Source organism: Streptomyces sp. NPDC020898 (assembly GCF_044333925.1).
Classification (GTDB): domain Bacteria; phylum Actinomycetota; class Actinomycetes; order Streptomycetales; family Streptomycetaceae; genus Streptomyces.
In genome coordinates this window covers 494,084-516,233 of record NZ_JBIRRV010000007.1, presented here as the reverse complement: position 1 = coordinate 516,233, position 22,150 = coordinate 494,084, and the positions used below count along the sequence as shown (strand labels likewise).

Annotated in this window: 15 protein-coding genes; 5 read left to right on the top strand and 10 right to left on the bottom strand. The window is 70.6% G+C overall.

Annotated elements, in window-relative coordinates:
• Window positions 1–37: 37 nt before the first annotated feature.
• From ACH4TV_RS24675 to ACH4TV_RS24650, 6 genes are all read right to left on the bottom strand, one after another.
• Window positions 38–721, bottom strand: coding sequence for an ATP-binding cassette domain-containing protein (locus ACH4TV_RS24675; protein ID WP_398401550.1), 684 nt, complete (start codon window positions 719–721; stop codon window positions 38–40).
• A complete protein-coding gene (locus tag ACH4TV_RS24670) occupies window positions 718–1,713 on the bottom strand; it encodes an ABC transporter ATP-binding protein (protein ID WP_398401548.1) in 996 nt (331 codons plus the stop codon). Before ACH4TV_RS24670 ends, ACH4TV_RS24675 begins: the two co-directional genes overlap by 4 nt.
• Window positions 1,703–3,508: an ABC transporter permease subunit gene (locus ACH4TV_RS24665; protein WP_398401546.1), complete on the bottom strand. Its 1,806-nt coding sequence runs from the start codon at window positions 3,506–3,508 to the stop codon at window positions 1,703–1,705. Before ACH4TV_RS24665 ends, ACH4TV_RS24670 begins: the two co-directional genes overlap by 11 nt.
• 35 nt (window positions 3,509–3,543) lie before the next feature.
• Complete coding sequence (locus ACH4TV_RS24660; RefSeq protein WP_398401544.1) at window positions 3,544–5,040, bottom strand: ABC transporter substrate-binding protein; 1,497 nt, start codon at window positions 5,038–5,040, stop codon at window positions 3,544–3,546.
• A 217-nt stretch (window positions 5,041–5,257) separates the two neighbouring features.
• Complete coding sequence (locus ACH4TV_RS24655) at window positions 5,258–7,606, bottom strand: ABC transporter permease (protein ID WP_398401542.1); 2,349 nt, start codon at window positions 7,604–7,606, stop codon at window positions 5,258–5,260.
• Window positions 7,603–8,310, bottom strand: a complete 708-nt coding sequence (locus ACH4TV_RS24650) for an ABC transporter ATP-binding protein (protein WP_398401540.1) — start codon at window positions 8,308–8,310, stop codon at window positions 7,603–7,605. Before ACH4TV_RS24650 ends, ACH4TV_RS24655 begins: the two co-directional genes overlap by 4 nt.
• 214 nt (window positions 8,311–8,524) lie before the next feature.
• Here ACH4TV_RS24650 and ACH4TV_RS24645 point away from each other — a divergent pair, with 214 nt between their 5' ends.
• From ACH4TV_RS24645 to ACH4TV_RS24630, 4 genes are all read left to right on the top strand, one after another.
• Window positions 8,525–9,835, top strand: a complete 1,311-nt coding sequence (locus tag ACH4TV_RS24645) for a sensor histidine kinase (RefSeq protein ID WP_398401641.1) — start codon at window positions 8,525–8,527, stop codon at window positions 9,833–9,835.
• On the top strand, window positions 9,832–10,557 hold the full coding sequence (locus tag ACH4TV_RS24640; protein ID WP_398401538.1) for a response regulator: 726 nt from the start codon (window positions 9,832–9,834) through the stop codon (window positions 10,555–10,557). The genes ACH4TV_RS24645 and ACH4TV_RS24640 overlap by 4 nt, the downstream gene beginning before the upstream one ends.
• Before the next feature lie 238 nt (window positions 10,558–10,795).
• Window positions 10,796–11,077: a helix-turn-helix transcriptional regulator gene (locus ACH4TV_RS24635; protein ID WP_398401536.1), complete on the top strand. Its 282-nt coding sequence runs from the start codon at window positions 10,796–10,798 to the stop codon at window positions 11,075–11,077.
• 135 nt (window positions 11,078–11,212) lie between these two features.
• Entirely contained in the window at window positions 11,213–11,830 is a 618-nt protein-coding gene (locus ACH4TV_RS24630; RefSeq protein ID WP_398401534.1) for a hypothetical protein, read from the top strand.
• A 613-nt stretch (window positions 11,831–12,443) separates the two neighbouring features.
• On the opposite strand, the gene ACH4TV_RS24625 is transcribed toward ACH4TV_RS24630, so the two are convergent.
• Both ACH4TV_RS24625 and ACH4TV_RS24620 read right to left on the bottom strand, forming a co-directional pair.
• A complete protein-coding gene (locus ACH4TV_RS24625) occupies window positions 12,444–13,973 on the bottom strand; it encodes a helix-turn-helix domain-containing protein (protein WP_398401532.1) in 1,530 nt (509 codons plus the stop codon).
• A gap of 65 nt (window positions 13,974–14,038) precedes the next feature.
• Entirely contained in the window at window positions 14,039–14,236 is a 198-nt protein-coding gene (locus tag ACH4TV_RS24620) for a DUF4236 domain-containing protein (RefSeq protein WP_398401530.1), read from the bottom strand.
• A 211-nt stretch (window positions 14,237–14,447) separates the two neighbouring features.
• Here ACH4TV_RS24620 and acnA point away from each other — a divergent pair, with 211 nt between their 5' ends.
• Window positions 14,448–17,165 (top strand): aconitate hydratase AcnA, encoded by a 2,718-nt coding sequence (acnA, locus tag ACH4TV_RS24615; RefSeq protein ID WP_398401528.1) that lies wholly within the window; start codon window positions 14,448–14,450, stop codon window positions 17,163–17,165.
• A gap of 85 nt (window positions 17,166–17,250) precedes the next feature.
• On the opposite strand, the gene ACH4TV_RS24610 is transcribed toward acnA, so the two are convergent.
• Together ACH4TV_RS24610 and ACH4TV_RS24605 are read right to left on the bottom strand one after the other, a co-directional pair.
• Window positions 17,251–18,252: a response regulator transcription factor gene (locus ACH4TV_RS24610; protein WP_398401526.1), complete on the bottom strand. Its 1,002-nt coding sequence runs from the start codon at window positions 18,250–18,252 to the stop codon at window positions 17,251–17,253.
• Between the two features lie 56 nt (window positions 18,253–18,308).
• Window positions 18,309–22,010, bottom strand: coding sequence for a S8 family peptidase (locus tag ACH4TV_RS24605; protein WP_398401524.1), 3,702 nt, complete (start codon window positions 22,008–22,010; stop codon window positions 18,309–18,311).
• Window positions 22,011–22,150: the final 140 nt, after the last annotated feature.

Sequence of the window (22,150 nt, the reverse complement as noted above, 5' to 3'; positions counted from 1 at the left end):
CGCCGTCGTAGTGCTGTGGGCAGGGGCAAAGCCACCGCTAGGCCGGTACGAGCTTCCCCGCGCGCATCTCTATCGAACGGTCAGCGAAGTGGCGTACGACCGCACGATCGTGGCAGATGAAGAGGTACGCCAGGTCCAGCTCGTCCTGGAGGTCGGCGAGCAGGTTGAGGACTCCGGCCCGGATGGAGGGGTCGAGGGCGGACACCGGCTCGTCCAGGACCAGCAGGCGGGGTTCGGACGCCAACGCGCGGGCGATTCCGGCGCGTTGGCACTGTCCGCCGGACAGCTCGTGCGGGAAGCGGTCGCCGTAGGCCGGGTCCAGGCCGACCCGGTCGAGGAGTTCGGCGACCCGCGAGGGGCCCGTGGCGTCCCAGCGGCCCTGGACGCGCAGGGGTTCGCCCACCGCGTCCCGGATGCGGTGGCGAGGGCTGAGCGAGCCGTACGGGTCCTGGAAGACGGGCTGCATACGGGGGCGGAGCGGGCGCAGCTCGCGCTCGCTGAGGGTGGTCAACTCCCGCCCCTCGAAACGGACTTCGCCCGACTCCGGGCGGTGCAGCTGGAGCACGGCGGCGACCGTGGAGGACTTCCCGCAGCCGGACGGGCCGTTCAGGGCCAGGGTCTCGCCCGCGTCCACGGTGAAGGACACCTGGTCGACCGCGATGACCGTGCCGTAACGGACGACCATGTCGCGCACGTCGAGCAGGGGGTCGCTCCGGTTCATGCGGACTCCTGGAACAACTCGGTTGCGGGGTACGGGACTGCGTCCCAGCGGTGGCAGGAGACCTCATGGCCGTCGTCGGCCGCCGCTCGTGGCTGCGGGTCCTCGCGACGGCAGCGGTCCTCGACGAGTGGGCAGCGGGGCGCGAAGGCGCAGCCCGGCGGGAGGGCGTCGGGGGTGGGCGGGGATCCGGGGATGGAGGGCAGCCGACGGCGACGAGCGCCACCACCGTTGCCCTCGTCGGGCGGCAGCGACGCCAGCAACCCCACCGTGTACGGCGCCCGAGGGCGCCCCAACACCCTTTTCGCCGGGCCCTGTTCAACCTGTCGCCCGGCGTACATGACCAGCACGCGGTCGGCGTGTTCCCGGACCACGCCCAGGTCGTGCGTGACCAGCACGAGCGCGGCGCCGACTGCCTCGCGCTGTTCGCCGAGGACGCGCAGCACCTGTTCCTGGAGCTCCGCGTCCAGCGCGGTCGTGGGTTCGTCGGCGACGACGACGTCCGGTTCGTTGATCGTCGCCATGGCGATCACGGCTCGCTGCCGCATACCGCCGGAGTACTCGTGCGGATACGCCCGCGCCTTGCGTACGGCGTCGGGGATGCCCACCCGGTCGAGCGCGGCGACCGCCCGGGCACGGGCCTCCTTGCGCGAGACACCTGCCACCGACCGTACGGCGGCGGCGAGTTGGTCACCCACGGGGTGAACGGGAGACAGGGCGGAGAGGGCGTCCTGGGGGACGAGGGCGATACGGCGGCCACGCTGGGCGGCGAGATCCGTCTCACCCCGCAGCCGCACGGTTCCGCTCGTCGTCGCGCCCCTGGGCAGCATCCCGAGCAGCGCCCGGGCCGTGAGGGACTTGCCCGCGCCCGACTCGCCGACCAGGGCGAGCACCTCGCGCGGGCGGACGTCGAAGGACAACCCGCGCACGGCCTCCACCCCGTCGAACGCGATCCGCAGCTCGCGCACCGACAGCAGCACGTCGTCAGACGCCAACGGGGGCCTCCTTCGTCATTTTCTTCCCGCTCTTCGAGCCCTTGGGCCCCTTGGAGTTCTGTGTACTCCGGCCGGACTTCCGGCCACGCCGTCCCTCCGCGAACGCCGCGCTCGACACCGCGAGCCCGGCCAGCAGGGCCAGGGCGACCGCCGGGGCCAGGGCCGCCCACGGGGCGCGTTCCACGTAGGCGCGGGACTCGTCGAGGAGCAACCCCCATTCGGGGGTGGGCGGTTGGGCGCCCAGGCCCAGGAAGCCGAGGGAGGCGAGGGCCAGGGCGATGCCCGGCAGGCGGAGGACGGCGTGGCGGGTGACCGGGGCCGCGACGGACGGGAGGACGTGCCGCGTGAGGATCCACAACGGGCTTGCGCCGATGGCCCGTTGGGCGGTCAGGAACGTGGACGCGCGGACCTCCTGGGCCAGGGCCGCCGAGTGGGCGGCCAGCGGGGGCCAGGAGATCAGTGCCACGGCGAGGGCCGCGCCGCCCGTGCCGGGGCCGGCCGCCGCGGCGACGAGGATGCCGACGATCACCGGGGGCAGCGCGTTGGCGATGTCCGCCGCGCCCGCGGCCACGCCGGGCAGGAAGCCGAGCGCCAGGGCGACGAGAAGGCTCAGCGCGCAGACCGCCGCCGCGGTGCCGACCGTGGACGCCGCGCCGTGGCCGAGGCGGGCCAGTACGTCACGGCCGAGCCCGTCCGTGCCCAGCGGATGCGCCCAGGACGGCGCCAGCAGGCGGGTGGTCGTGTCCACGGCGTACGGGTCGCGCAGCAAGCCCCAGCCGATGGTGACCAGCAGGAGCGCGGCGAGAGCCAGCGGCACCGCCGGGTGGCTGCGGACCGGGCGGACGGCCGGGAGGGTGAGGCCCGCGTCGCGCAGGGCGGGGCCGAGGAGCCGGCGCCGGGCGAGGGCGGCCAGAGCGCCCGCGACCAGGCCCAGCGCGAGCAGGGCGAGCACCGAGCCCTGGAGGAGCGGGAGGTCCTGGGACTTGGCCGCGCCCAGTGCCGTACGGCCGATGCCGGGCACCGAGAACACCGTCTCCACGGGCACCGCGCCGCCCGTCAGACCCACTGCCACCATGCCGAACTGCGGGACCAACGGCGGCAGTACACGGCGCAGCGCGGCCGCCGAGACACGGGCCCGGCTCACGCCCGCGCCGCGCCACAGTTCCACCCAGCGCTCGTCGAGCACGGCGGGCAGCGCGTCCGCGACCAGGCGGCCCAGCAGGCCGCCGGCCGGGACGCCGAGGGCGATCGCGGGCAGGACCAGGTACTCGGGGCCCGCCCAGCCGGACGTCGGCAGCCAGCCCAGCCATACCCCGCACACCAGCAATGCCACTGTGGCCAGCAGGAACTCGGGCACGGCGGCGAGCATCGCGGCGAACGCGCCGGCCGACCCCCGGCCCCGTACGAGCACCGGGGCGACCAGCGCGCAGGCCAGCAGCAGCGCGATGGTGAAGGCGGCGCCCATCAGGCCGAGGGAGACCTGGAAACCGGAGATGATCGAGGGGAGTACGTCGGTGCCCGACACCCACGACGTACCGAGGTCGCCGCGCAGCAGACCTGAGGCCCAACTCCCCAGTAGGGAAAGCGGACCGGCGCCCAGGCCGAGGTCGTCACGGATCGCGGCCAGCGCCTCGGGCGTCGCCTCCTGCTCGGCCGACCGGGCACGCAGCACGGTCAGCGCGGGGTCGCGGCCGGACAGCCACGGCAGCAGACCTACGACGGTCAGCACGACGACCAGACAGACGAAGCGGGTCAGCCCGGCCGCGCCGACCAACGTCCTTACAGCACGCTTCACTTGGGCCGGACCTACCGACTCCCCTACGGATTTCCTCACTTGACGTAGGTGTCCGCCGTGACCAGCTCCCGCTCGCGCGGGTCGTGCGCCGCGTCCACGACGGTGGCCGCGTCGCCCTGGATGACGCGCTCGTGGAGCATCGGCACGGCGGCGTCGGTGGTGAGGACGGCGGCCTCGGCGTCGATGACGGCCTTGCGGCGGGCGTCACCGGCAGCGGTGTCGGCGGCCGTGTCGAGGGCCGTGTCGACGGTCTTGTCGGAGAGCTGGGAGATGTTGAAGGAGCCGTCGGAGGCGAAGTCGCTGTACAGGTACGCTGCCGGGTCGCCGGAGTCGAGGACGGTCGCCCGGGAGAGGATGAACGCGTCGAACTCGCCCGCCAGCGCGTCGGATTCGATGTTCGCGTACTCGCGCACGTCGAGCTTCACCTTGAACCCGGCCTTCTGCAGCTGCTGTTGCAGCGTGGCCGCGACCTCGGGCAGCTCGGCGCGGTCGGTGAAGGTGCCGATGGTGATGCTCTTGCCGTCCGGGTCACCGGCCTTGGTGCGCTTCACGGCCGACCGCAGCTCGGCGGCCCAGGGGAGCGCGGGGCCCAGCAGGCCCTCGGCGACATCCGCCCGCCCCTCGTACACACCCTCGACGATCGACTTCGCGTCGATGGCCGCGCGGGCGGCGGCGCGCAGGGAGGCGTCCGTGAAGACGCCCTTCTCGGTGTTCAGGTAAAGGGTGTTGGTGCGGGGCATCGGGACCTCGGTGATCAGGTCCTGGTCGAGCACGGCGGCCTGCGACACCGGGACCGCCTCCACGATGTCGGCCTCACCGCTGCGCAGGGAGGCCGCGCGGGCGGTTCCGTCCGGTACGAACTTCACATCGATGCCGGGGGCCTTGGCCTTGCCGCCCCAGTAGTCGTCGTAGCGGTCGAGGGCGGCGGACGAGGTGCCGTTGACCTTCGTCAGCTCGAACGGACCGGTGCCTGCACCCAGCGGGTTGACGGTCTTCCCCTTGTACGCCTTCGCCGCGAGGATCGACAGCTGCGGCGAGCTGAGGCGCTGCGGGACCAGCGGGTCCTCGGTGCCCGTGGTGACGGTGACGGTGTTGCCGTCGGCCTGCGCGGTCAGGTCCACGCCGTCGAGGATGCGGGGCTTGGGCGCGGCGGTGGCCGCCTCGGTGAGGGAGTTGACGACGGTCTCGCCGGTCAGCTTCGTACCGTCGTGGAAGGTGACGCCGTCGCGGAGCGTGAACGTCCACTTCTTGCCCGACTGCTTCCACCCGGTGGCCAGCGCGGGCTGCGCGTCGCCCTCCGCGTTCAGCTTCACCAGGGTCTCGGCGGTCGACCAGCGCGACAGCTTGAACGCGTCGTCGGACAGCGGCGACAGGCCCGAGCGGGGCGGCTGCATCATCGCGACACGGATCCGCTTGCCGTCACCGGAGGCGGCGCCCTCGCCGGTGCCCGTCGACGAGAAACAGCCCGTGAGCAGGGCGGAGGCCGCGGTGGTGACCGCGGTGAGGGAGACAGAACGGGCCGGGAGACGCACGGGACACTCCGAGTAAAGGCATGGTCAAAGGTTGAACGCGCACCGACCGTAGCACGATGACAATCGTTTTCAGAAGCGCGCTTTTGCGCCACCGGGACGGCGGGACGCGGCTTGGAGATGGCGTTTTGCACCGGCAGGGCACGTGGAGGAAACCAGCCAACCGACCCCCACCGTTCCTGCGGTGGGGGTCGGAGGTACGGGCTCTGAACCTGATCTCCTATTCGGTGCGCAGGGCTATGGCGGTTCGGGCTCTGGCGGCCCAGCCGGCGGGCAGGAGCGCACCCAGGGTGGCGATGAGCAGGCCGCCGAGCGCGAGGGGGAGCAGCTCGGCCGCGTGGTAGACGGCGATGACGGAACGGGGGAGGCGGAGTCCCACGCTGTCGCCCATCGCGGGGACGACCCAGCCGTGCAGGGCCACGCCGAGCGGCACGCCCAGCGCGCCCGCGACCAGTCCGGTCAGGACGACCGAGGTGAGGACCATTGCGACGGTCTGGCGGGGGGTCATGCCGAGCGCCTTGTGGACACCGATCTCCCGGACGCGCTCGCGGGTGTCGAGCAGGACGCCGTTCAGTACGCCGAGCGCGGCCACGGCGACGAGCATCAGCGTGAGGATCGCGGACAGCGCGTTGAGCGTGACGACCATGTCGCTGCCGGAGTCGAGCCCACCGGCCCGAGCGGTGACTCCCAGCGGTGCCAGGTCCTTGTTCAGCGCATCGACGTAGCCGGTCACGTCGGTGCCTGAGGTGACCGCGATGTGATGGCTGGTCTCCGCCAGGTCGGGATGGGCGATCGTGAGGGTCGAGGCGTCGGTGAAGACCTGCATGCCGTCGTTGCGCGGGTCGAGAACCTCGCCGACGATCCGGACCGTGACCGGCTCGGCCAGGCCGTTCAGGGTGAGGGTGTCGCCGATGCGGGTGCCGGTGGCGGCCAGGAAGGGGGTCGGGACCACGGCCTCGCCGGGGTTGCCGATCCAGCGGCCCGAGACCATCGTGTATCCGCCCCAGGAGGCGTCGCCGGTGAAGGCGTTCACGTTGACGGTGCCGGTCAGGCCGGACACGGTCGCCCGTACCGTCGCGGCGCTGTAGTACTTCCCGGTTCCGGCGGCGGCCTCGATGGCCGCGGCGACCGCGGCGGGATCGACCTCGGGCTGCTTCTCGGTGGCAGGACCCTGAGGGCCGAAGTCCGGCAGGGGCGTGGGCACGACGACATCGGCGGCGTCGTGGGCCCTGGCCTTCATCACCTCGCCGAGCGAGGCGCCCATCCCCACGGTGAACGTGACGGCTACGGCGCCGAACAGGACCGCCGTGCCCATGGCCAGCGAGCGGGCGGGCCGCACGAAGGGCCGGGCCAGGCCCAGGGCGACCGGCTGCGGCAACGGCAGCCGTCCGGCCAGCCGGGCCGCCCACCGGCCGCGCCCCGCCGAGGCGGTACGCCCGACGGCGAGTGCGTCGACCGTACGCAGTCGGCCTGCCCGCCAGGCACTCGCCCACGCGGTCGCCGCCACCAGGCCGAGCACCCCGGCGATCACCGCCAGGTCCACCCAGGGGGCGACGGTCAGGGACGAGGTGCCGTAGACCTCCTCGGCCTCGGCCAGTACGGGGACGGCGAGCAGATGGCCGGCGAGGACACCGAGGGCCGTGCCGATCGCGGCCGGGATCAGCGCCTGGCCCACGTAGGCCCGCACGACCTGGGCCGGGGTGAAGCCGACGGCCTTGAGAATGCCGATACGGCGCGTTCCTGTGCCGACCGCAGACGCGACGACGTTGCCGACGATGAGCACCGACATGACCAGGCCCAGGGCGCCGAACGCGATGAGGAACGGGACGTAGACAGCGGTGTCCTGCTCGGCGGTCTTCTTGACGGTGAGCCATGACTGTTCGCCGACGGCCGCTCCCGGCGGCAGGGATTGCGTCACCGCCTTGCCGCCCGCGATGACCTGCGCGGCGGTGCCCGCGTCGGTGAAGCGGTACAGCATCTGGTAGCCGCCGCTGCCGGGCGCGGTGAGCGCCGGCATCTGGGACGGAACCACCCAGGCATCAGCGGTCTGCGTGACCGAGCGGGCCACACCGACCACCGTCAGTGCCGGATCGCCGGACAGATCAGGGAAGGCGATCTTCATGCCCATGGTCGCGAAAATCGAGGAGTCGGCGGACAGTACGATCTCGCCGGAGCGCGTGGGCCACCGCCCGTCGAGCAGCGCCACCTCGTCGACGTCCCGGCCCAGATCGCCCCGGCCGACCACGGTGATCGGCCACTCGGGGCCCGCCCCCTCCGACCGCGGGGTGACCGTCGTCGTAGGGAACGGCCCGGCCGCACTGCTCACCCCTTCGGTGTCCTTGGACCTCGACAGCCGCGCGGCACCCACCTTGCCCGCGTCGAACTGGACGGACAGATGCGCGCCGTGCTGCTTGGTGAAGGCGTCGTCGAAGGGTGCGCCGGAGACCACGAGCAGCGATCCGCCGAGGACGGAGGCGGCCACCGCCATCATCGTGGCGAGCCCGATCACCAGCGTCTGCACCCGGCGTCGTCCCACCCCCGAGCGCACCACCTTGCCGAGTGCGCTCATCGGACGGCCTCCGGGGCGACGGCCTGTGACCGGACGTCCTCGGTGATCCGGCCGTCGGCGATCCGGACCGTACGGTTCGTGCAGGACCGGGCCAGAGCCAGGTCGTGGGTGACCACGACGACGGTCTGGCCCTCGGCATTGAGGTCGGTGAGCAGCTCGCTGACGTCCTGTCCGGCGGCCGTGTCGAGGGCCCCGGTCGGCTCGTCGGCCAGGAGCAGCGCCGGCCGGTTCATCAACGCCCGGGCCACCGCGACGCGTTGCCGCTCGCCGCCGGACAGCCGTCCCGGGTAGGCGCGGGCGTGCCGGTCGATGCCCAGCAGTTCCAGGAGTTCCGCCGTCCGGCGGTCCGCCTCACCACGTGCCGTACCCGCGAGGCGCGCGGGCAGGACGACGTTGTCCGCGACGGTCAGATCGTCGAGCAGGTTGAAGAACTGGAAGACCATGCCGATCCTCGACCGCCGGTAGAGCGCCGATCCGGCTTCGCCCAGCCGGTCCACCCGCACCCCGTCCACGGTGACGGTCCCCGTGTCGGGCCGGTCCAGGCCCGCGATCAGATTGAGCAGCGTGGACTTGCCGCTGCCGGAAGGGCCGAGGATCGCGACGGCCTCGCCGGGCCGCACGGTCAGCGACACCTCGTGCAGAGCGGGCGGGCCGTCGTCGTACCGTCGGCTCACCTCGCGCAGTTCGATCACCGGCGTGGTCACGAAAGACTCCTCAGGTAGGGGCAGTTGGCTGGGTGAACGCTAGGAGCGGGCCCGGCCCGCACGCGTCCCCCGCCCGAACCCCTTGCGGTACCGCGCTGGGTTGAGCCCCTCAAACGTCATCCCTGCGATGTAGGCGGGTGATGTATCAAGGGCGATGAGAATGACCACAGGGACGGACTCCACGAGTCCGCACGGCGGCGACAATGAACCGGTGATGGACGTACGTACGACGCTGGAACGGCTGCTGGAAGCCGCCCGCCGGACGGTCCGCGACGCCAGGCTTCCGAGCGGCCCGCCGCTACAACTCACCCGGCGCGCCTGGCAGTTCGACGCGTTGGTGGCACTGGTACTCGGAATCGTCACCGTCTACTACGGCATCGACAACGCCAACAACGTCGTGATCCGTGAGATCGCACCTGGCGTGGAGTACGTCATTCGGCGCCCGTCCGGACCCGGCGGCCTGGCCCTCATGGTGACCCTCGCGGCCATCGCCTCCGGTGCCCTGGCGCTGCGCCGCCGCTACCCGCTCGCCGTGCTGTGCGTCGTGACGGCCGCGACACTGGCGACACCGCAGAGCGTCATGCGGCTGACCTTCTACGCGTTCGTCATCGCCGTCTACAGCGCCGCCGTCTACAGCCCGTACCGGGTGGCGACCCTGGCGGCGCTGCCCGTGTCGGTCATCCTGGTCGGCACCTCGGGGAACTCGGTGACCCCGATCGTCCCCAACGAATACATCGCCCTGCTGATCCTGGTCCCGATGGCCGTGGCCGCCGTCGGCCTGCGTACCTGGAAACTCCGCACCGACGAGGGCCGCACCCGGCTCTCCGCCCTGGAACGCGAACAGGCCGAGGCGCTGCGCCGGGCGGTCGAGCACGAGCGGGCCAGGATCGCGCGCGAACTGCACGACGTCGTCACGCACAACGTCAGCGTGATGATCATCCAGGCGGGCGCCGCCCGCAAGATCATGAAAACCTCCCCCGAGGAGGCAGGCGAGGCGCTGCTCGCCGTCGAGGCGGGCGGACGGGCGGCCATGACCGAGCTGCGCCACGTCATGGGACTGCTCACCATGACCGACGAGGGCGAGGGGACGGACGCAGCTGCGGACCTGGCCGACACGGCCACGGAGCTGACCCCGCAACCCGGCCTGGACCAGCTGGAAACCCTGGTCGGACGGGTCCGCGACACCGGCCTGCCCGTCGGCCTGACCGTGACCGGCCCGCCCCGCCCCCTCCCGCCCGGCCTCGAACTCGCCGCCTACCGCGTGGTCCAGGAAGCCCTGACCAACACCGTGAAGCACGCGTCCGGCGCCACCGCCGCCGTGACCGTCGAATACGGCCCGGAACGGCTCCGGGTGGAAGTCACCGACACCGGTGGACACCCGGGCGCGGGCGCGCCCACCGGAAACGGCCGGGGCCTGATCGGCCTGCGCGAGCGCCTCGCCGTCCACGACGGAACCCTGACCACAGGCCGGCGCCTGACCGGCGGCTACCGTGTGGAGGCCCTGATCCCCTTGGAGACACCGTGACCGAGCCGCTGCGGGTGCTCGTCGCCGACGACCAGACTCTGGTCCGCACCGGATTCCGGCTGATCCTCCGGGCCGACGGCATCGACGTCGTCGCCGAGGCGACCAACGGAACCGAAGCGGTCGAAGGGGTCCGCCGCACCCGGCCCGACGTGGTCCTGATGGACGTACGGATGCCCGAGATGGACGGCCTGGAGGCCACCCGCCGCATCCTCAACGGCGCCCCCGACACACCCCGCGTCATCATCCTGACCACCTTCGACCTCGACCGGTACGTCTACGCGGCACTGTCCGCCGGGGCCAGCGGCTTCCTCCTCAAGGACGTCACCCCCGAGCAGCTGACCGCGGCCATCCGCACGGTCCGCACCGGCGACGCCCTCCTCGCGCCCGCCATCACCCGCCGCCTCGTCCAGAGGTTCGCCCAGCACGGCAGCGACACCGCCGCCCTCCACCGCGACCTCGCCTCACTCACCCCGCGCGAACTGGAGGTCCTCGGCCTGCTGGCCCGAGGACTGAGCAACGCCGAACTCGCCACCCGCCTCCACCTGGCCGAGGCGACCGTCAAGACCCACGTCGCCCGCATCCTCGCCAAGCTCGGACTCCGCGACCGTGTCCAGGCCGTCATCGTCGCCTACGAGACAGGTCTGGTCAGCGCCGGCGGACGCGAGGCCGGCCAGCAGCCGACCGAGCAGACACAGACCGAAGCCGAAAGCTGGGACCAGTAGCCAAAACCTGCGCCTGTCCCGGTGGTTCACACCCGCTGTCGTGCAACGTCGCCCGATGTCCGCGTTCTCCGCGGTGCGGGTGTCGGGCACAGGTCCGTTCGCAGCGACGACCAGCCGGTAGGCCAGCGCAAGTTACGACTCCTCCGCGCAGCTCCAGTTTCACCGGATCCCGATCAGAGGGAACTCAGCCCGCTCCTCCCGCTCGTGCCCCTGGGCCGCAATCTCGCAGAAAGTTCTCATGCCCGCGCGCTACCAGCTCGTCTCTGCCGCGGCCTTCCTGACCGTCAAGGACGCCGCCGAATACCTCGGCCTCTCACCTCACACGCTCTACGTCTGGCGGCACCGGCGGCAGGGCCCGCCCAGCTTCCGGACGGGTCCTCGCGGCCGTGTCATGTACCGGCGCGAAGCCCTCGACAGCTGGATCCGCGAACAGGAGCAGGCCGACTCCCGCTCCAACACGGCCCGGAGCCCGCTGAGTACCGCACCCCAGCAGCGGGTTGCCTACATCCCCGGTGCCTGACGCCCTCGTGTCCTAGAGCACCGCATCTGCCCTTCTTCAAGGAGTTCCACCTGGCCGGCCACATAGAAGACCGATGGCTCAGGAAGCGCCCCAACCCCAAGACCGGTAGACGCGAGCGCACGGCCATGTACGGCCATGTACGGCAAGTGCACTCGCTACCGCGTCGAGGGCATCCCCGCTGTCAAGGACCGATTCTTCGACGCACTCCAGGATGCCAAGACCTGGCTCGCGCAGGCCCAGACCGACGCCCGTCGAGGCGAGTTCGTCGATCCACGCGATGGAGCCATCTCCCTCAAGGACTACATCGCGACTCACTGGTGGCCCACCCAGAGCGGCGACCCGTCCACTCTCGAACGCATCGAGCAGCGGGTCCGTCGGCACATCGTTCCGCACCTCGATGCGCTGCCGCTGAACAGCGTCGGAACGGAGGCGTTGCGGGGCTGGAAGAAGCGGTTGGAGAAGGACCTCGGCCCTACCTCGATCCGCCTCGTCTGGGCGACGCTGTCGGGCGTACTCCAAGCCGCCGTCGAAGACCGTCGCCTTGCACGCAACCCATGCCGCGCCAGTACCGTCCGCCCTCCGGCAGCCGCGCCCGGCAGGGTCGAGGCGTGGCGCCCGACCGTGTCCTGGCGGTCCGAGCAACTCTGTCCGAGCGCTAGCGCGTCCTCGTCGAGATCGGAGCCGGCCTCGGACTCCGACAGGGAGAAGCGTTCGGCCTGTCCATGGAGGACATCGACTTCGATGCGGACGTAGTCCACGTCCGCCGTCAGATCAAGATGGTGCGGACGAAGCTGTGCTTCGCGCTCCCCAAGGGCCGCAAGGTCCGCGGCGTGTCACCATGGCGTGGCACGACCCCCGCCCGGCCCAGACGTCGGTGGAGGCCAAGCACCGGCGGCCGAGGACGTACAACCTCCTGGTGACGGGGCGTGAACGCAAGGCGATCAACCGGAACTACTTCAACTCCCACGTCTGGAAGCCGGCCCTGGCCGGGGCCGGCGTGATCGCCCACCCTGGAGGAGAGCGCCCTGGACGGGGCCCGAGTCTGGGAGTCGTCCCGAGAACACGGCTACCATGCGCTGCGCCACTTCTACGCCTCCGAGCAACTGGAGGCCGGTGAGTCGGTCGTGTCCCTGGCCCGGTGGCTCGGCCACTCGGACCCCGGGTTCACGCTGCGGAAGTACGCGCACTTCCTGCCCCGCGCCGGTGCGTGCGGCAGCACCGCCATCGACGCGGTCTTCGCGTAGCCCGGCCGACCGGCAGAAGCCCGGTCCTGGCCCAAAGTCCCAGAGAAGTCCCACAGGTGCCGCCGCACCCCTTTCTGGCCAGCATCCATGCAGGTCAGAAAGGGTGCGGCGGCATCCGTCGTTCAGATGTCCCGGAAGATCTCGATCTGCGCCCCCACCGAGTTGAGCCGCTCCGCCAGATCCTCGTAGCCGCGGTTGATGACGTACACGTTGCGCAGCACCGACGTGCCCTCCGCCGCCATCATCGCCAGCAGGACGACCACGGCGGGCCGCAGGGCGGGTGGGCACATCATCTCGGCGGCGCGCCAGCGGGTCGGGCCCTCGACCAGCACCCTGTGCGGATCGAGGAGTTGGAGGCGTCCGCCGAGGCGGTTCAGGTCGGTCAGGTAGATCGCGCGGTTGTCGTAGACCCAGTCGTGGATGAGGGTCTTGCCCTGGGCCGCCGCCGCGATGGCCGCGAAGAAGGGGACGTTGTCGATGTTCAGGCCCGGGAAAGGCATCGGGTGGATCTTGTCGATCGGCGCCTCCAGCTTGGAGGGCCGGACCGTCAGGTCCACCAGTCGCGTACGGCCGTTGTCGGCGAAGTACTCGGGCGTACGGTCGTGATCGAGCCCCATCTCCTCCAGGACCGCCAGCTCGATCTCCAGGAACTCGATCGGCACCCGGCACACGGTCAGTTCGGACTCGGTGACGACCGCGGCCGCCAGCAGGCTCATCGCCTCGACCGGGTCCTCGGAGGGCGAGTAGTCCACGTCCACGTCGATGGTCGGTACGCCGTGCACGGTGAGCGTGGTGGTGCCGATGCCCTCGACCCGTACGCCCAGCGCCTCCAGGAAGAAGCACAGGTCCTGGACCATGTAGTTCGACGACGCGTTGCGGATGACCGTCGTGCCGTCGTGGCGCGCGGCGGCGAGCAGCGCGTTCTCGGTGACGGTGTCCCCGCGCTCGGTCAGCACGATCGGGCGGCCGGGGGAGACCGAGCGGTCGACCCGGGCGTGGTACAGCCCTTCGGTCGCCGCGATGTCGAGCCCGAACCGGCGCAGCGCGATCATGTGCGGCTCGATGGTCCTGGTGCCGAGGTCGCAGCCGCCGGCGTACGGCAGTTGGAAGCTGTCCATACGGTGCAGCAACGGCCCGAGGAACATGATGATCGAGCGCGTACGGCGGGCCGCCGCGGCGTCGATGGCCTCCATGTTCAACTCGCCCGGCGGCACGATCTCCAGGTCGACGCCCTCGTTGATCCACCGCGTCCGTACGCCGATCGAGCCGAGCACCTCCAGCAGGCGGTACACCTCTTCGATGCGGGCGACCCGGCGCAGCACCGTGCGCCCCTTGTTGAGGAGCGAGGCGCACAGCAGCGCGACGCAGGCGTTCTTGCTGGTCTTGACGTCGATCGAGCCGGACAGCCGACGACCGCCGACCACCCGCAGATGCATGGGACCCGCGTAGCCCAGCGAGACGATTTCACTGTCGAGGGCTTCACCGATTCGGGCGATCATCTCAAGGCTGATGTTTTGATTGCCGCGCTCGATGCGATTGACGGCGCTCTGACTGGTGCCGAGCGCCTCGGCGAGTTGCGACTGAGTCCAGCCCCGGTGCTGCCTGGCGTCACGGATGAGCTTGCCGATACGTACGAGGTAGTCGTCTGCCATGAGGTTGAGGCTATCTCAGATATGAGATGACGCCTTCTGGGGGAGTCCGTGTGGGTGACGTACCGTCAGCGGCGCTTGGCGGAACGGGTGCGACGCCACCCGAAAGGTCCCGGCAGGTCCATGGACGTCGTACGCCGTCCTGTGCTGCTGTGGGTGCGGCGGGGTCCGTGGCGGCCGCCGGTCGTGATCGACCAGGAGCCCTTGTTGATGTTCAGTCGTACTCCCGGGAGGATCCGGAAGCTCTTGCGGAAGGTGAGAGGCATAGGGGTCGGTTACCCCGAATCGGCGCGGTGATGGCCACATCACACGGCGGCCGGGCATGACCATCCGCCACCCATGTACTAGAGTTATCTCGACATCGAGATATCTGCCCACGACTAAGGCTTGCCTAACTTAGCCTTACCTTAGCGGATCGGCCAAGTAGGCGTGGCGGCAGGATGCGGTGGAACGCGCACATCAATGAAGGAGACTGTCGTGTCGGCGAACAGCTTCGACGCCCGTAGCACGCTCAGCGTGGGCGACGAGTCGTACGAGATCTTCCGGCTGGACAAGGTGGAAGGCTCGGCTCGCCTTCCGTACAGCCTGAAGGTGCTGCTGGAGAACCTGCTCCGTACCGAGGACGGCGCGAACATCACCGCCGACCACATCCGGGCCCTCGGTGGCTGGGACTCGCAGGCGCAGCCCAGCCAGGAGATCCAGTTCACGCCGGCCCGCGTGATCATGCAGGACTTCACCGGCGTGCCCTGTGTCGTCGACCTCGCCACCATGCGTGAGGCCGTCAAGGAGCTCGGCGGCGACCCGGCGAAGATCAACCCCCTCGCCCCCGCCGAGCTGGTCATCGACCACTCCGTCATCGCCGACAAGTTCGGTACGCCGGAGGCCTTCGGCCAGAACGTCGAGCTGGAGTACGGCCGCAACAAGGAGCGCTACCAGTTCCTGCGCTGGGGCCAGACCGCGTTCGACGAGTTCAAGGTCGTCCCGCCCGGCACCGGCATCGTCCACCAGGTCAACATCGAGCACCTGGCCCGTACGGTCATGGTCCGCAACGGCCAGGCGTACCCCGACACCCTCGTCGGCACCGACTCGCACACCACCATGGTCAACGGCCTCGGTGTGCTGGGCTGGGGCGTCGGCGGTATCGAGGCCGAGGCCGCGATGCTGGGCCAGCCCGTCTCGATGCTCATCCCGCGCGTCGTCGGCTTCAAGCTGACCGGTGAGCTGCCGGCCGGTACCACCGCCACGGACCTCGTGCTCACGATCACCGAGATGCTCCGCAAGCACGGTGTCGTCGGCAAGTTCGTCGAGTTCTACGGCGAGGGCGTGGCCGCCACCTCCCTCGCGAACCGTGCCACCATCGGCAACATGTCGCCGGAGTTCGGCTCCACCGCCGCGATCTTCCCGATCGACGGCGAGACTCTGAAGTACCTGAAGCTCACCGGCCGCGACGAGCAGCAGGTCGCGCTCGTCGAGGCGTACGCCAAGGAGCAGGGCCTCTGGCTCGACCCGGCCGCCGAGCCCGACTTCTCCGAGAAGCTGGAGCTCGACCTCTCGACGGTCGTCCCCTCGATCGCCGGCCCGAAGCGTCCGCAGGACCGGATCGTCCTCGCCAACGCCGCCGAGCAGTTCAAGGTCGACGTCCGCAACTACGTCGACGACGTGGACGAGGCGGGCAAGGAGTCCTTCCCGGCCTCCGACTCCCCGGCCGTCGCGCCCAACGGCGCCCCGTCGAACCCGGTCACCGTGACCGCCGCCGACGGCTCGACGTACGAGATCGACCACGGTGCGGTGACGGTCGCGGCCATCACCTCCTGCACCAACACCTCGAACCCGTACGTCATGGTCGCCGCCGCGCTCGTCGCGAAGAAGGCCGTGGAGAAGGGCCTGACCCGCAAGCCGTGGGTCAAGACCACCCTCGCGCCCGGCTCCAAGGTCGTCACCGACTACTTCGACAAGGCGGGGCTCACCCCCTACCTCGACAAGGTCGGCTTCAACCTCGTCGGCTACGGCTGCACCACCTGCATCGGCAACTCCGGCCCGCTGCCGGAGGAGGTCTCCAAGGCCGTCAACGACCATGACCTGGCCGTGACGTCGGTGCTCTCCGGCAACCGTAACTTCGAGGGCCGGATCAACCCCGACGTCAAGATGAACTACCTGGCGTCCCCGCCGCTGGTCGTCGCGTACGCCCTCGCGGGTTCCATGAAGGTGGACATCACCAAGGACGCGCTGGGCGTCGACCAGGACGGCAAGCCCGTCTACCTGGAAGACATCTGGCCGACCGAGGCCGAGGTCAACGACGTCGTGGCGAACGCCATCGGCGAGGACATGTTCAACAAGTCCTACAAGGACGTCTTCGCGGGCGACGCCCAGTGGCAGGCGCTGCCGATCCCGAGCGGCAACACCTTCGAGTGGGACCCGCAGTCGACGTACGTCCGCAAGCCCCCGTACTTCGAGGGCATGACGATGGAGACCACCCCGGTCTCGGACATCGCCGGCGCCCGCGTCCTCGCCAAGCTGGGCGACTCGGTCACCACCGACCACATCTCCCCGGCCGGTGCGATCAAGGCCGACACCCCCGGAGGCAAGTACCTCACGGAGCACGGTGTCGAGCGTCGTGACTTCAACAGCTACGGCTCGCGCCGCGGCAACCACGAGGTCATGATCCGCGGCACGTTCGCCAACATCCGCCTGCGCAACCAGATCGCGCCGGGTACGGAAGGCGGCTACACCCGCGACTTCACCGTCGACGGCGGGCCGGTCTCCTTCATCTACGACGCCTCGCGCAACTACATCGCGCAGGGCATCCCGCTGGTCATCCTGGCCGGCAAGGAGTACGGCTCGGGCTCGTCCCGCGACTGGGCCGCCAAGGGCACCGCGCTCCTCGGCGTGAAGGCCGTCATCGCCGAGTCGTACGAGCGCATCCACCGCTCGAACCTCATCGGCATGGGCGTCATCCCGCTCCAGTACCCGGCGGGCCAGTCCGCCGAGTCCCTCGGGCTGACCGGCGAGGAGTCCTTCTCCTTCACCGGCATCACCGAGCTGAACGAGGGCACCACGCCCCGCACGGTCAAGGTCACCACCGACACCGGTGTGGAGTTCGACGCGGTCGTCCGCATCGACACCCCGGGTGAGGCCGACTACTACCGCAACGGCGGCATCCTCCAGTACGTGCTGCGCAGCCTGATCACCAAGTAGGCGATCCGGTACGGCAGTCGGGCCGCACTCCCCGCTCGGGGGGTGCGGCCCTTCGTATGCGACCGGCCCATGGCTCGGAACCGAGCTACACCCAGCCCCGCTGAGCGGCCCGCACCCCCAGCTGGAACCGGCTCGCCGCACCCAGCCGGTCCTGCAACTCGCTCACCCGTCGCCGCAGGGTCCTGAGGCTCACCCCGAGATGACGGGCCACCGCCTCGTCCTTCATTCCGGCCGCCAGCAGCCGGGTCAACGTCCGCTCGCCCTCGGAGAGTTCACCGTCACCGACCCCCTGGCCGAGCGGTGTCGCCTGCTGCCAGGCCAGGTCGAAGAGCTTCTGCAGCGCCTCGGTCACCGCCGAGTGCCGGACGACCGCCGCGCAGTAGCCGCCCGCGTCGGACGAGGTCAGCGGAAGCATCGCCCGACGTCCGTCGACCACCAGCAACTTGACCGGCACCGAGGGCAACACCCGGGCCTGCTCGCCGAGTTCGACCATCTTCCAGGCGTGGAAGAGGACGTCCGGATCCTCCAGGGCGGTCGCCGCGTACACCGTGCGGTACACGATCCCGCGGCTGAGCAGATCGGACTGGAGGTCCAACTGCGGGGTGCGCGGGGCCAGATACGGGGGAGTGTCGAAGACACACACCTCGTGCTCGGCGCGCGCGTACAGCTCTTCCAGCCGGGCCGCGTTGGCGCCCTCCCCGGAGACCACCTCGACCAGCCGGGACGGCTCCTCCCGCAGCAGCCCCGCCTCGTACGCGGTCGCCATCTCCTCGGCGGTGGCAAAGAGCAGTTCGGACTCCGTCTCACGCCGCCGGATCAGCGCGCGGATCGCCACCCGCGGGTCGACCGCGCGTAACCCGCCCATGGAGTCCGGCGGTTGCAGCAGACCGAGCGTGAGCAGCCGGTTGCAGGACTCGCGGACCCGGGCGGGAGCGGCGCCGGTCAGCAGGGCCCAGCCGGCCGCGCCCGCGTCGGGTTGATGGAGGACCGACTGGTACACCAGCTCGTCGAAGGCCGAGACCCCCACCGCGGACCAGGGGCTCGCGGCAGGGGCCTGTCTTGCCGTGTCATATGCCGTGTTCACCATGGCTCGGCACGCTAGACGATCGTTGTTAAGGCTGGTGCACGAGTTACGGGTGTCGCCTACTTCAGGCCGAACGCCCGCACTACGGTCTGGTCGATCCCGTTGCCGTCCCGGTCGGCGGCCCGCACCCGCAGCGACACCGACTCGGCGCCCTTCGCGGCCTTGAACCGCGCCGTGCCGCCCTGGACCTTCACCTGCTTCCAGGACGTGCCGTCGTCGAAGGAGACCCAGGCCTTGAGGCTGCTCGCCCTGACGCTCCCCAGCTGGTCGGCGACGGGCAGCGCGATCTCCAACTCCCGCCTGCTGTCCGCCCGGTTGAGCAGGTCCAGCCCCTTCGGGGCGATGCCGACGGTGAGCAGCGGCAGCGCCGTCGTGGCGTCGGTGTGCGCCGAGGCGAAGGTCCATGCGGTGTGGCTGCTGGTGGAGTACTTGGCCCAGCCCGCCCGGCGCTGTACGTCCAGCTCGAAGCGGTACGAGGCTTTCGCGGCCGTCACGTCGAAGACGCCGTACCCGCCGATCAGTGAGTCGCCGACCAGTTGCCCGTCCGCGTAGAGCTTGCCCTTCGCGGTGCTGTCGGTGCCGTCGACGTAGCCGTAGTGACCCGGCGTGGAGTCGGTCAACTCCGCCACCGAGAGGGTGAGTTGGTCGCCGGTGCGTTCGGAGAGTCCGTACTCCTCACTGGTTCCGGGGCGGACGACCTGACGCAGCCAGTTCTCCGCCTGCTTCTCCGTGGCCGCCTCGCTGAAAGTCCGCAGCGGGCTCCACTGGCCCCTGAACGCCTCCCAGTTCGGGTAGACGACGTGCCAGGTACGGGTGTCGGGGTCGACGTAGTAGTACTCGTCGCGTTCCGTGCCCAACTGCATGTACTTGCTGTTCTCGATGCCGTAGAGCTGCCAGGGACGGAAGGTGTACAAGGTGTCCGCGCCGAGCTCGCCGGCCGTCGCTCCGTAGTAACGGGCCGTCCGCTTCACCGTGTTGGAAGCGTCCAGGCGGTACGTCTGGTCCGTGGAGATGGCGCCGGTCTGCGCGGCGAGCAGGTTGTAGACGTACGGGCTGACCGGTGTGCCGCCCAGCTTCAGCGTGACCTTCTTGCCGGTCTGCAGCAGGCCGGCGAGCTTGGCGCCCTCCTCGCCGGTGGCGATCATCAGCGGGACGGTGGTCGCGCGGTCCACGGCCTCGATCCAGAAGCCGGGGGTCTTGCGGTACGCGATGAGGTAACCGGCGCCGGCCCTGGTCGCGTTGTCCAGAGCGCTCTGTGCCCGCTCCGTGGCGCCGAGCCCGACCACCGCGACCTTGCCCCTGACGTCGAGCCCCGCGAAGTCGGCCTCGGTGCCGCCGCCCGCGTCCACCGCCTGAACTTTGCGGTCACCGCTGATCTTCAACGGGAAGTCCTCGTACGTCTGCGAGTAGTAGAGCGAGGACAGCGCGGACTTCTCCGGGCCGGTGACACTCGCCGTCAACTCCTTCGCGTACAGCCGGAACTTGGCGGAGAACTCCAGGGTTCCCTCGGTGACCTGCTCGGTCGGTGTCACATAGACGTGGTCGGTCCAGAAGCCCTGGCTGTAGGTGAGCCCCCAGGCGTTGCCGGGGCCCTCTCGGTGCCAGTTGGTGCTGAAGCCCTGGAACTCGGAGTCGTCCTTCGTCCGCGGCTTGATCTCCACGGCCTTGCGGGCGTCGAGGACGACCTCGGTGTCCCCGCCGACCTTGATCTCCGGGTTGCCGACGATGGAGGTGCCGACGGCCAGACCGCCCGCGTCCAGGTCCGGTATCCAGGCCGCGATGGAGTACGTACCGGCCGGGACCTGCCAGGTCGACGTGGAGCCGAGGAAACCGTAGCCGTCGGGGTGGGCGCCGTTCAGTTCCATGAACGTGAAGAGGGACCCTCCGCTGGTCGGCTTGCCGTCGCGGTTCAGGAGGGAGACCTTGAGGTCGTACGTCTTCGGCGCCTTCTCGAAGCCGACGCCCGTGGTGACCTGGACGCCGTCGGCGGAAGCGGTGACGTGACCCGTGTACCGGCCCCGGGTCACCTTCGCGGGGTCGACGCCGACCGGGACCGTGAGGGTGCCCAGCGCGGGCACGGTCACGGTGCTGCCGCCCAGGGAGAGGTCGGCGAGCGTCGACGAGAGCGTCAACTCCACCGCGTTGTCAGTGGTGTTGGTGTACGTGATGTCCTTGGTGGCGACCTCGGTGTCGCCGTCCTCGAACATGCCGAAGCTCAGCGTCGGCGTCGCGAAGACCTGCTGACCGACCGCCCGTACGACGTCGACCCGGCCGTCGCCCTGCTCGAACACGGAGTTGTCGGCGTTTGTCTTCGCCGTACTGGCCAGGGACTGCTTGATCTGCTGGCCCGTCCAGTCCGGATGGGCCTGCGCGACCAGCGCCGCCGCGCCCGCGACATGCGGGGTCGCCATCGAAGTACCGTTCGCCGTCGTGTAGTTGTCGTCCACCGGCGTGCCCATGGCGGTGCCCGCGGCACGGGCCGCCGTGATGCCCACGCCCGGCGCGGTGATCTCCGGCTTGACCGCGAAGTCGCCGGGGCGCGGGCCCCGGCTGGAGAACCGGGCCAGTACGTCGGACTTGTCGACCGCGCCCACCGTCAGCGCCGAGTCGGCGATGCCAGGGGTGCCCACGGTCTGCGCGCCCGGGCCCGAGTTGCCCGACGCGATCACGAAGAGGGTGCCGGTGGACGAGGACAGCTCGTCGACGGTCTCACTGAGCACGTCGGAGGGACCGGCCGCCGTACCGCCCAGCGACATCGACACGATCTTCGCACCGGAGTGCGCCGCCCACTCCATGCCCGCGATGATCCAGGAGGACTGGCCCCGGCCCGCGTTGTTCAGCACCTTGCCGACCAGCACCTCCGCGCCCGGCGCCACCCCCTTGCGGCTGCCCTCCGAGGCCGCGCCCGAGCCGACGATCGTGGACGCCACATGGGTGCCGTGCCCATGGCCGTCCTGCACCGCCTCGTCCGGTACGAAGCTCGTCGACTGCGCGATCCTCCCCGCGAGGTCCGGATGCCCGGCGTCCACGCCCGTGTCGAGGACCGCGACCTTGACGCCCTTGCCGTCGTAGCCCGCCTCCCACACCTCGGGCGCGCCGATCTGTCCCACACTCACGTCGAGGGACGCCTTCACCTGGGCGTCCAGCCAGAGCTTGTCGATGCCCTCGCCGAGCTGCTTCGCGGCCTTCGAGGTGGACTCGGTGCCGAGAGCCGGCGCGATGTCCGCCCAGAAGGCGGGGGACTTGCTCGCGCTCAGCGCGGCGCCGTCGATGCCGGGCAGCGCGAGCGTCCGGCGCGCGCCCTCCGGGGTCGCGCTGCCCTTGCTGTACGTCGCGATCACGGGGGTGACGCCGGTCTTGGCGTCCGTGTAGCCCTGCTTGACCAGCTGGGTGACGTTGAACAGGGCCGGGTCGAGGCGGCCCGCCCGGATCAGCGGGATCGCGTCCGCCGGCAGGACACTGACCTCGCCGTTCTTCTCGCTGGACAGGAAGGTGGCGGCCTCGCGGCCCTTGCCGCGCCGGACCTCGACAGCGCTCCTGCCGTCCGGTCCCGCGGTGAGCGACACGGTGTCGCCAGTGATGAGGGTGACGATCTGGGTGCTCGTGGCGCCCTGCCCGGTGACGGGCGTGGCGGCACTCTGCGGGCGTAAGGCGCCCGGCTCGGTGACCGGCGACACGGGACCGGCCGCCGCGGGCGCGACCGCGCCCGCGACCAGTCCGGCCGCTCCTGCCACGGCCCAGAGAGCATGGAGTCTTCGCATGGGTGGACGTCCTCCCCTGAACGCTGAAAACGCTTCCGGCCCGGTGAGCGGAAGCCAGTGATCAGAGTGAGCGCTGCGCGGAAAGCGGCTCAAGGGATTCGGGTGGCCGGGGAGTGCCAATGCCGCCTTCGGCCACGGCG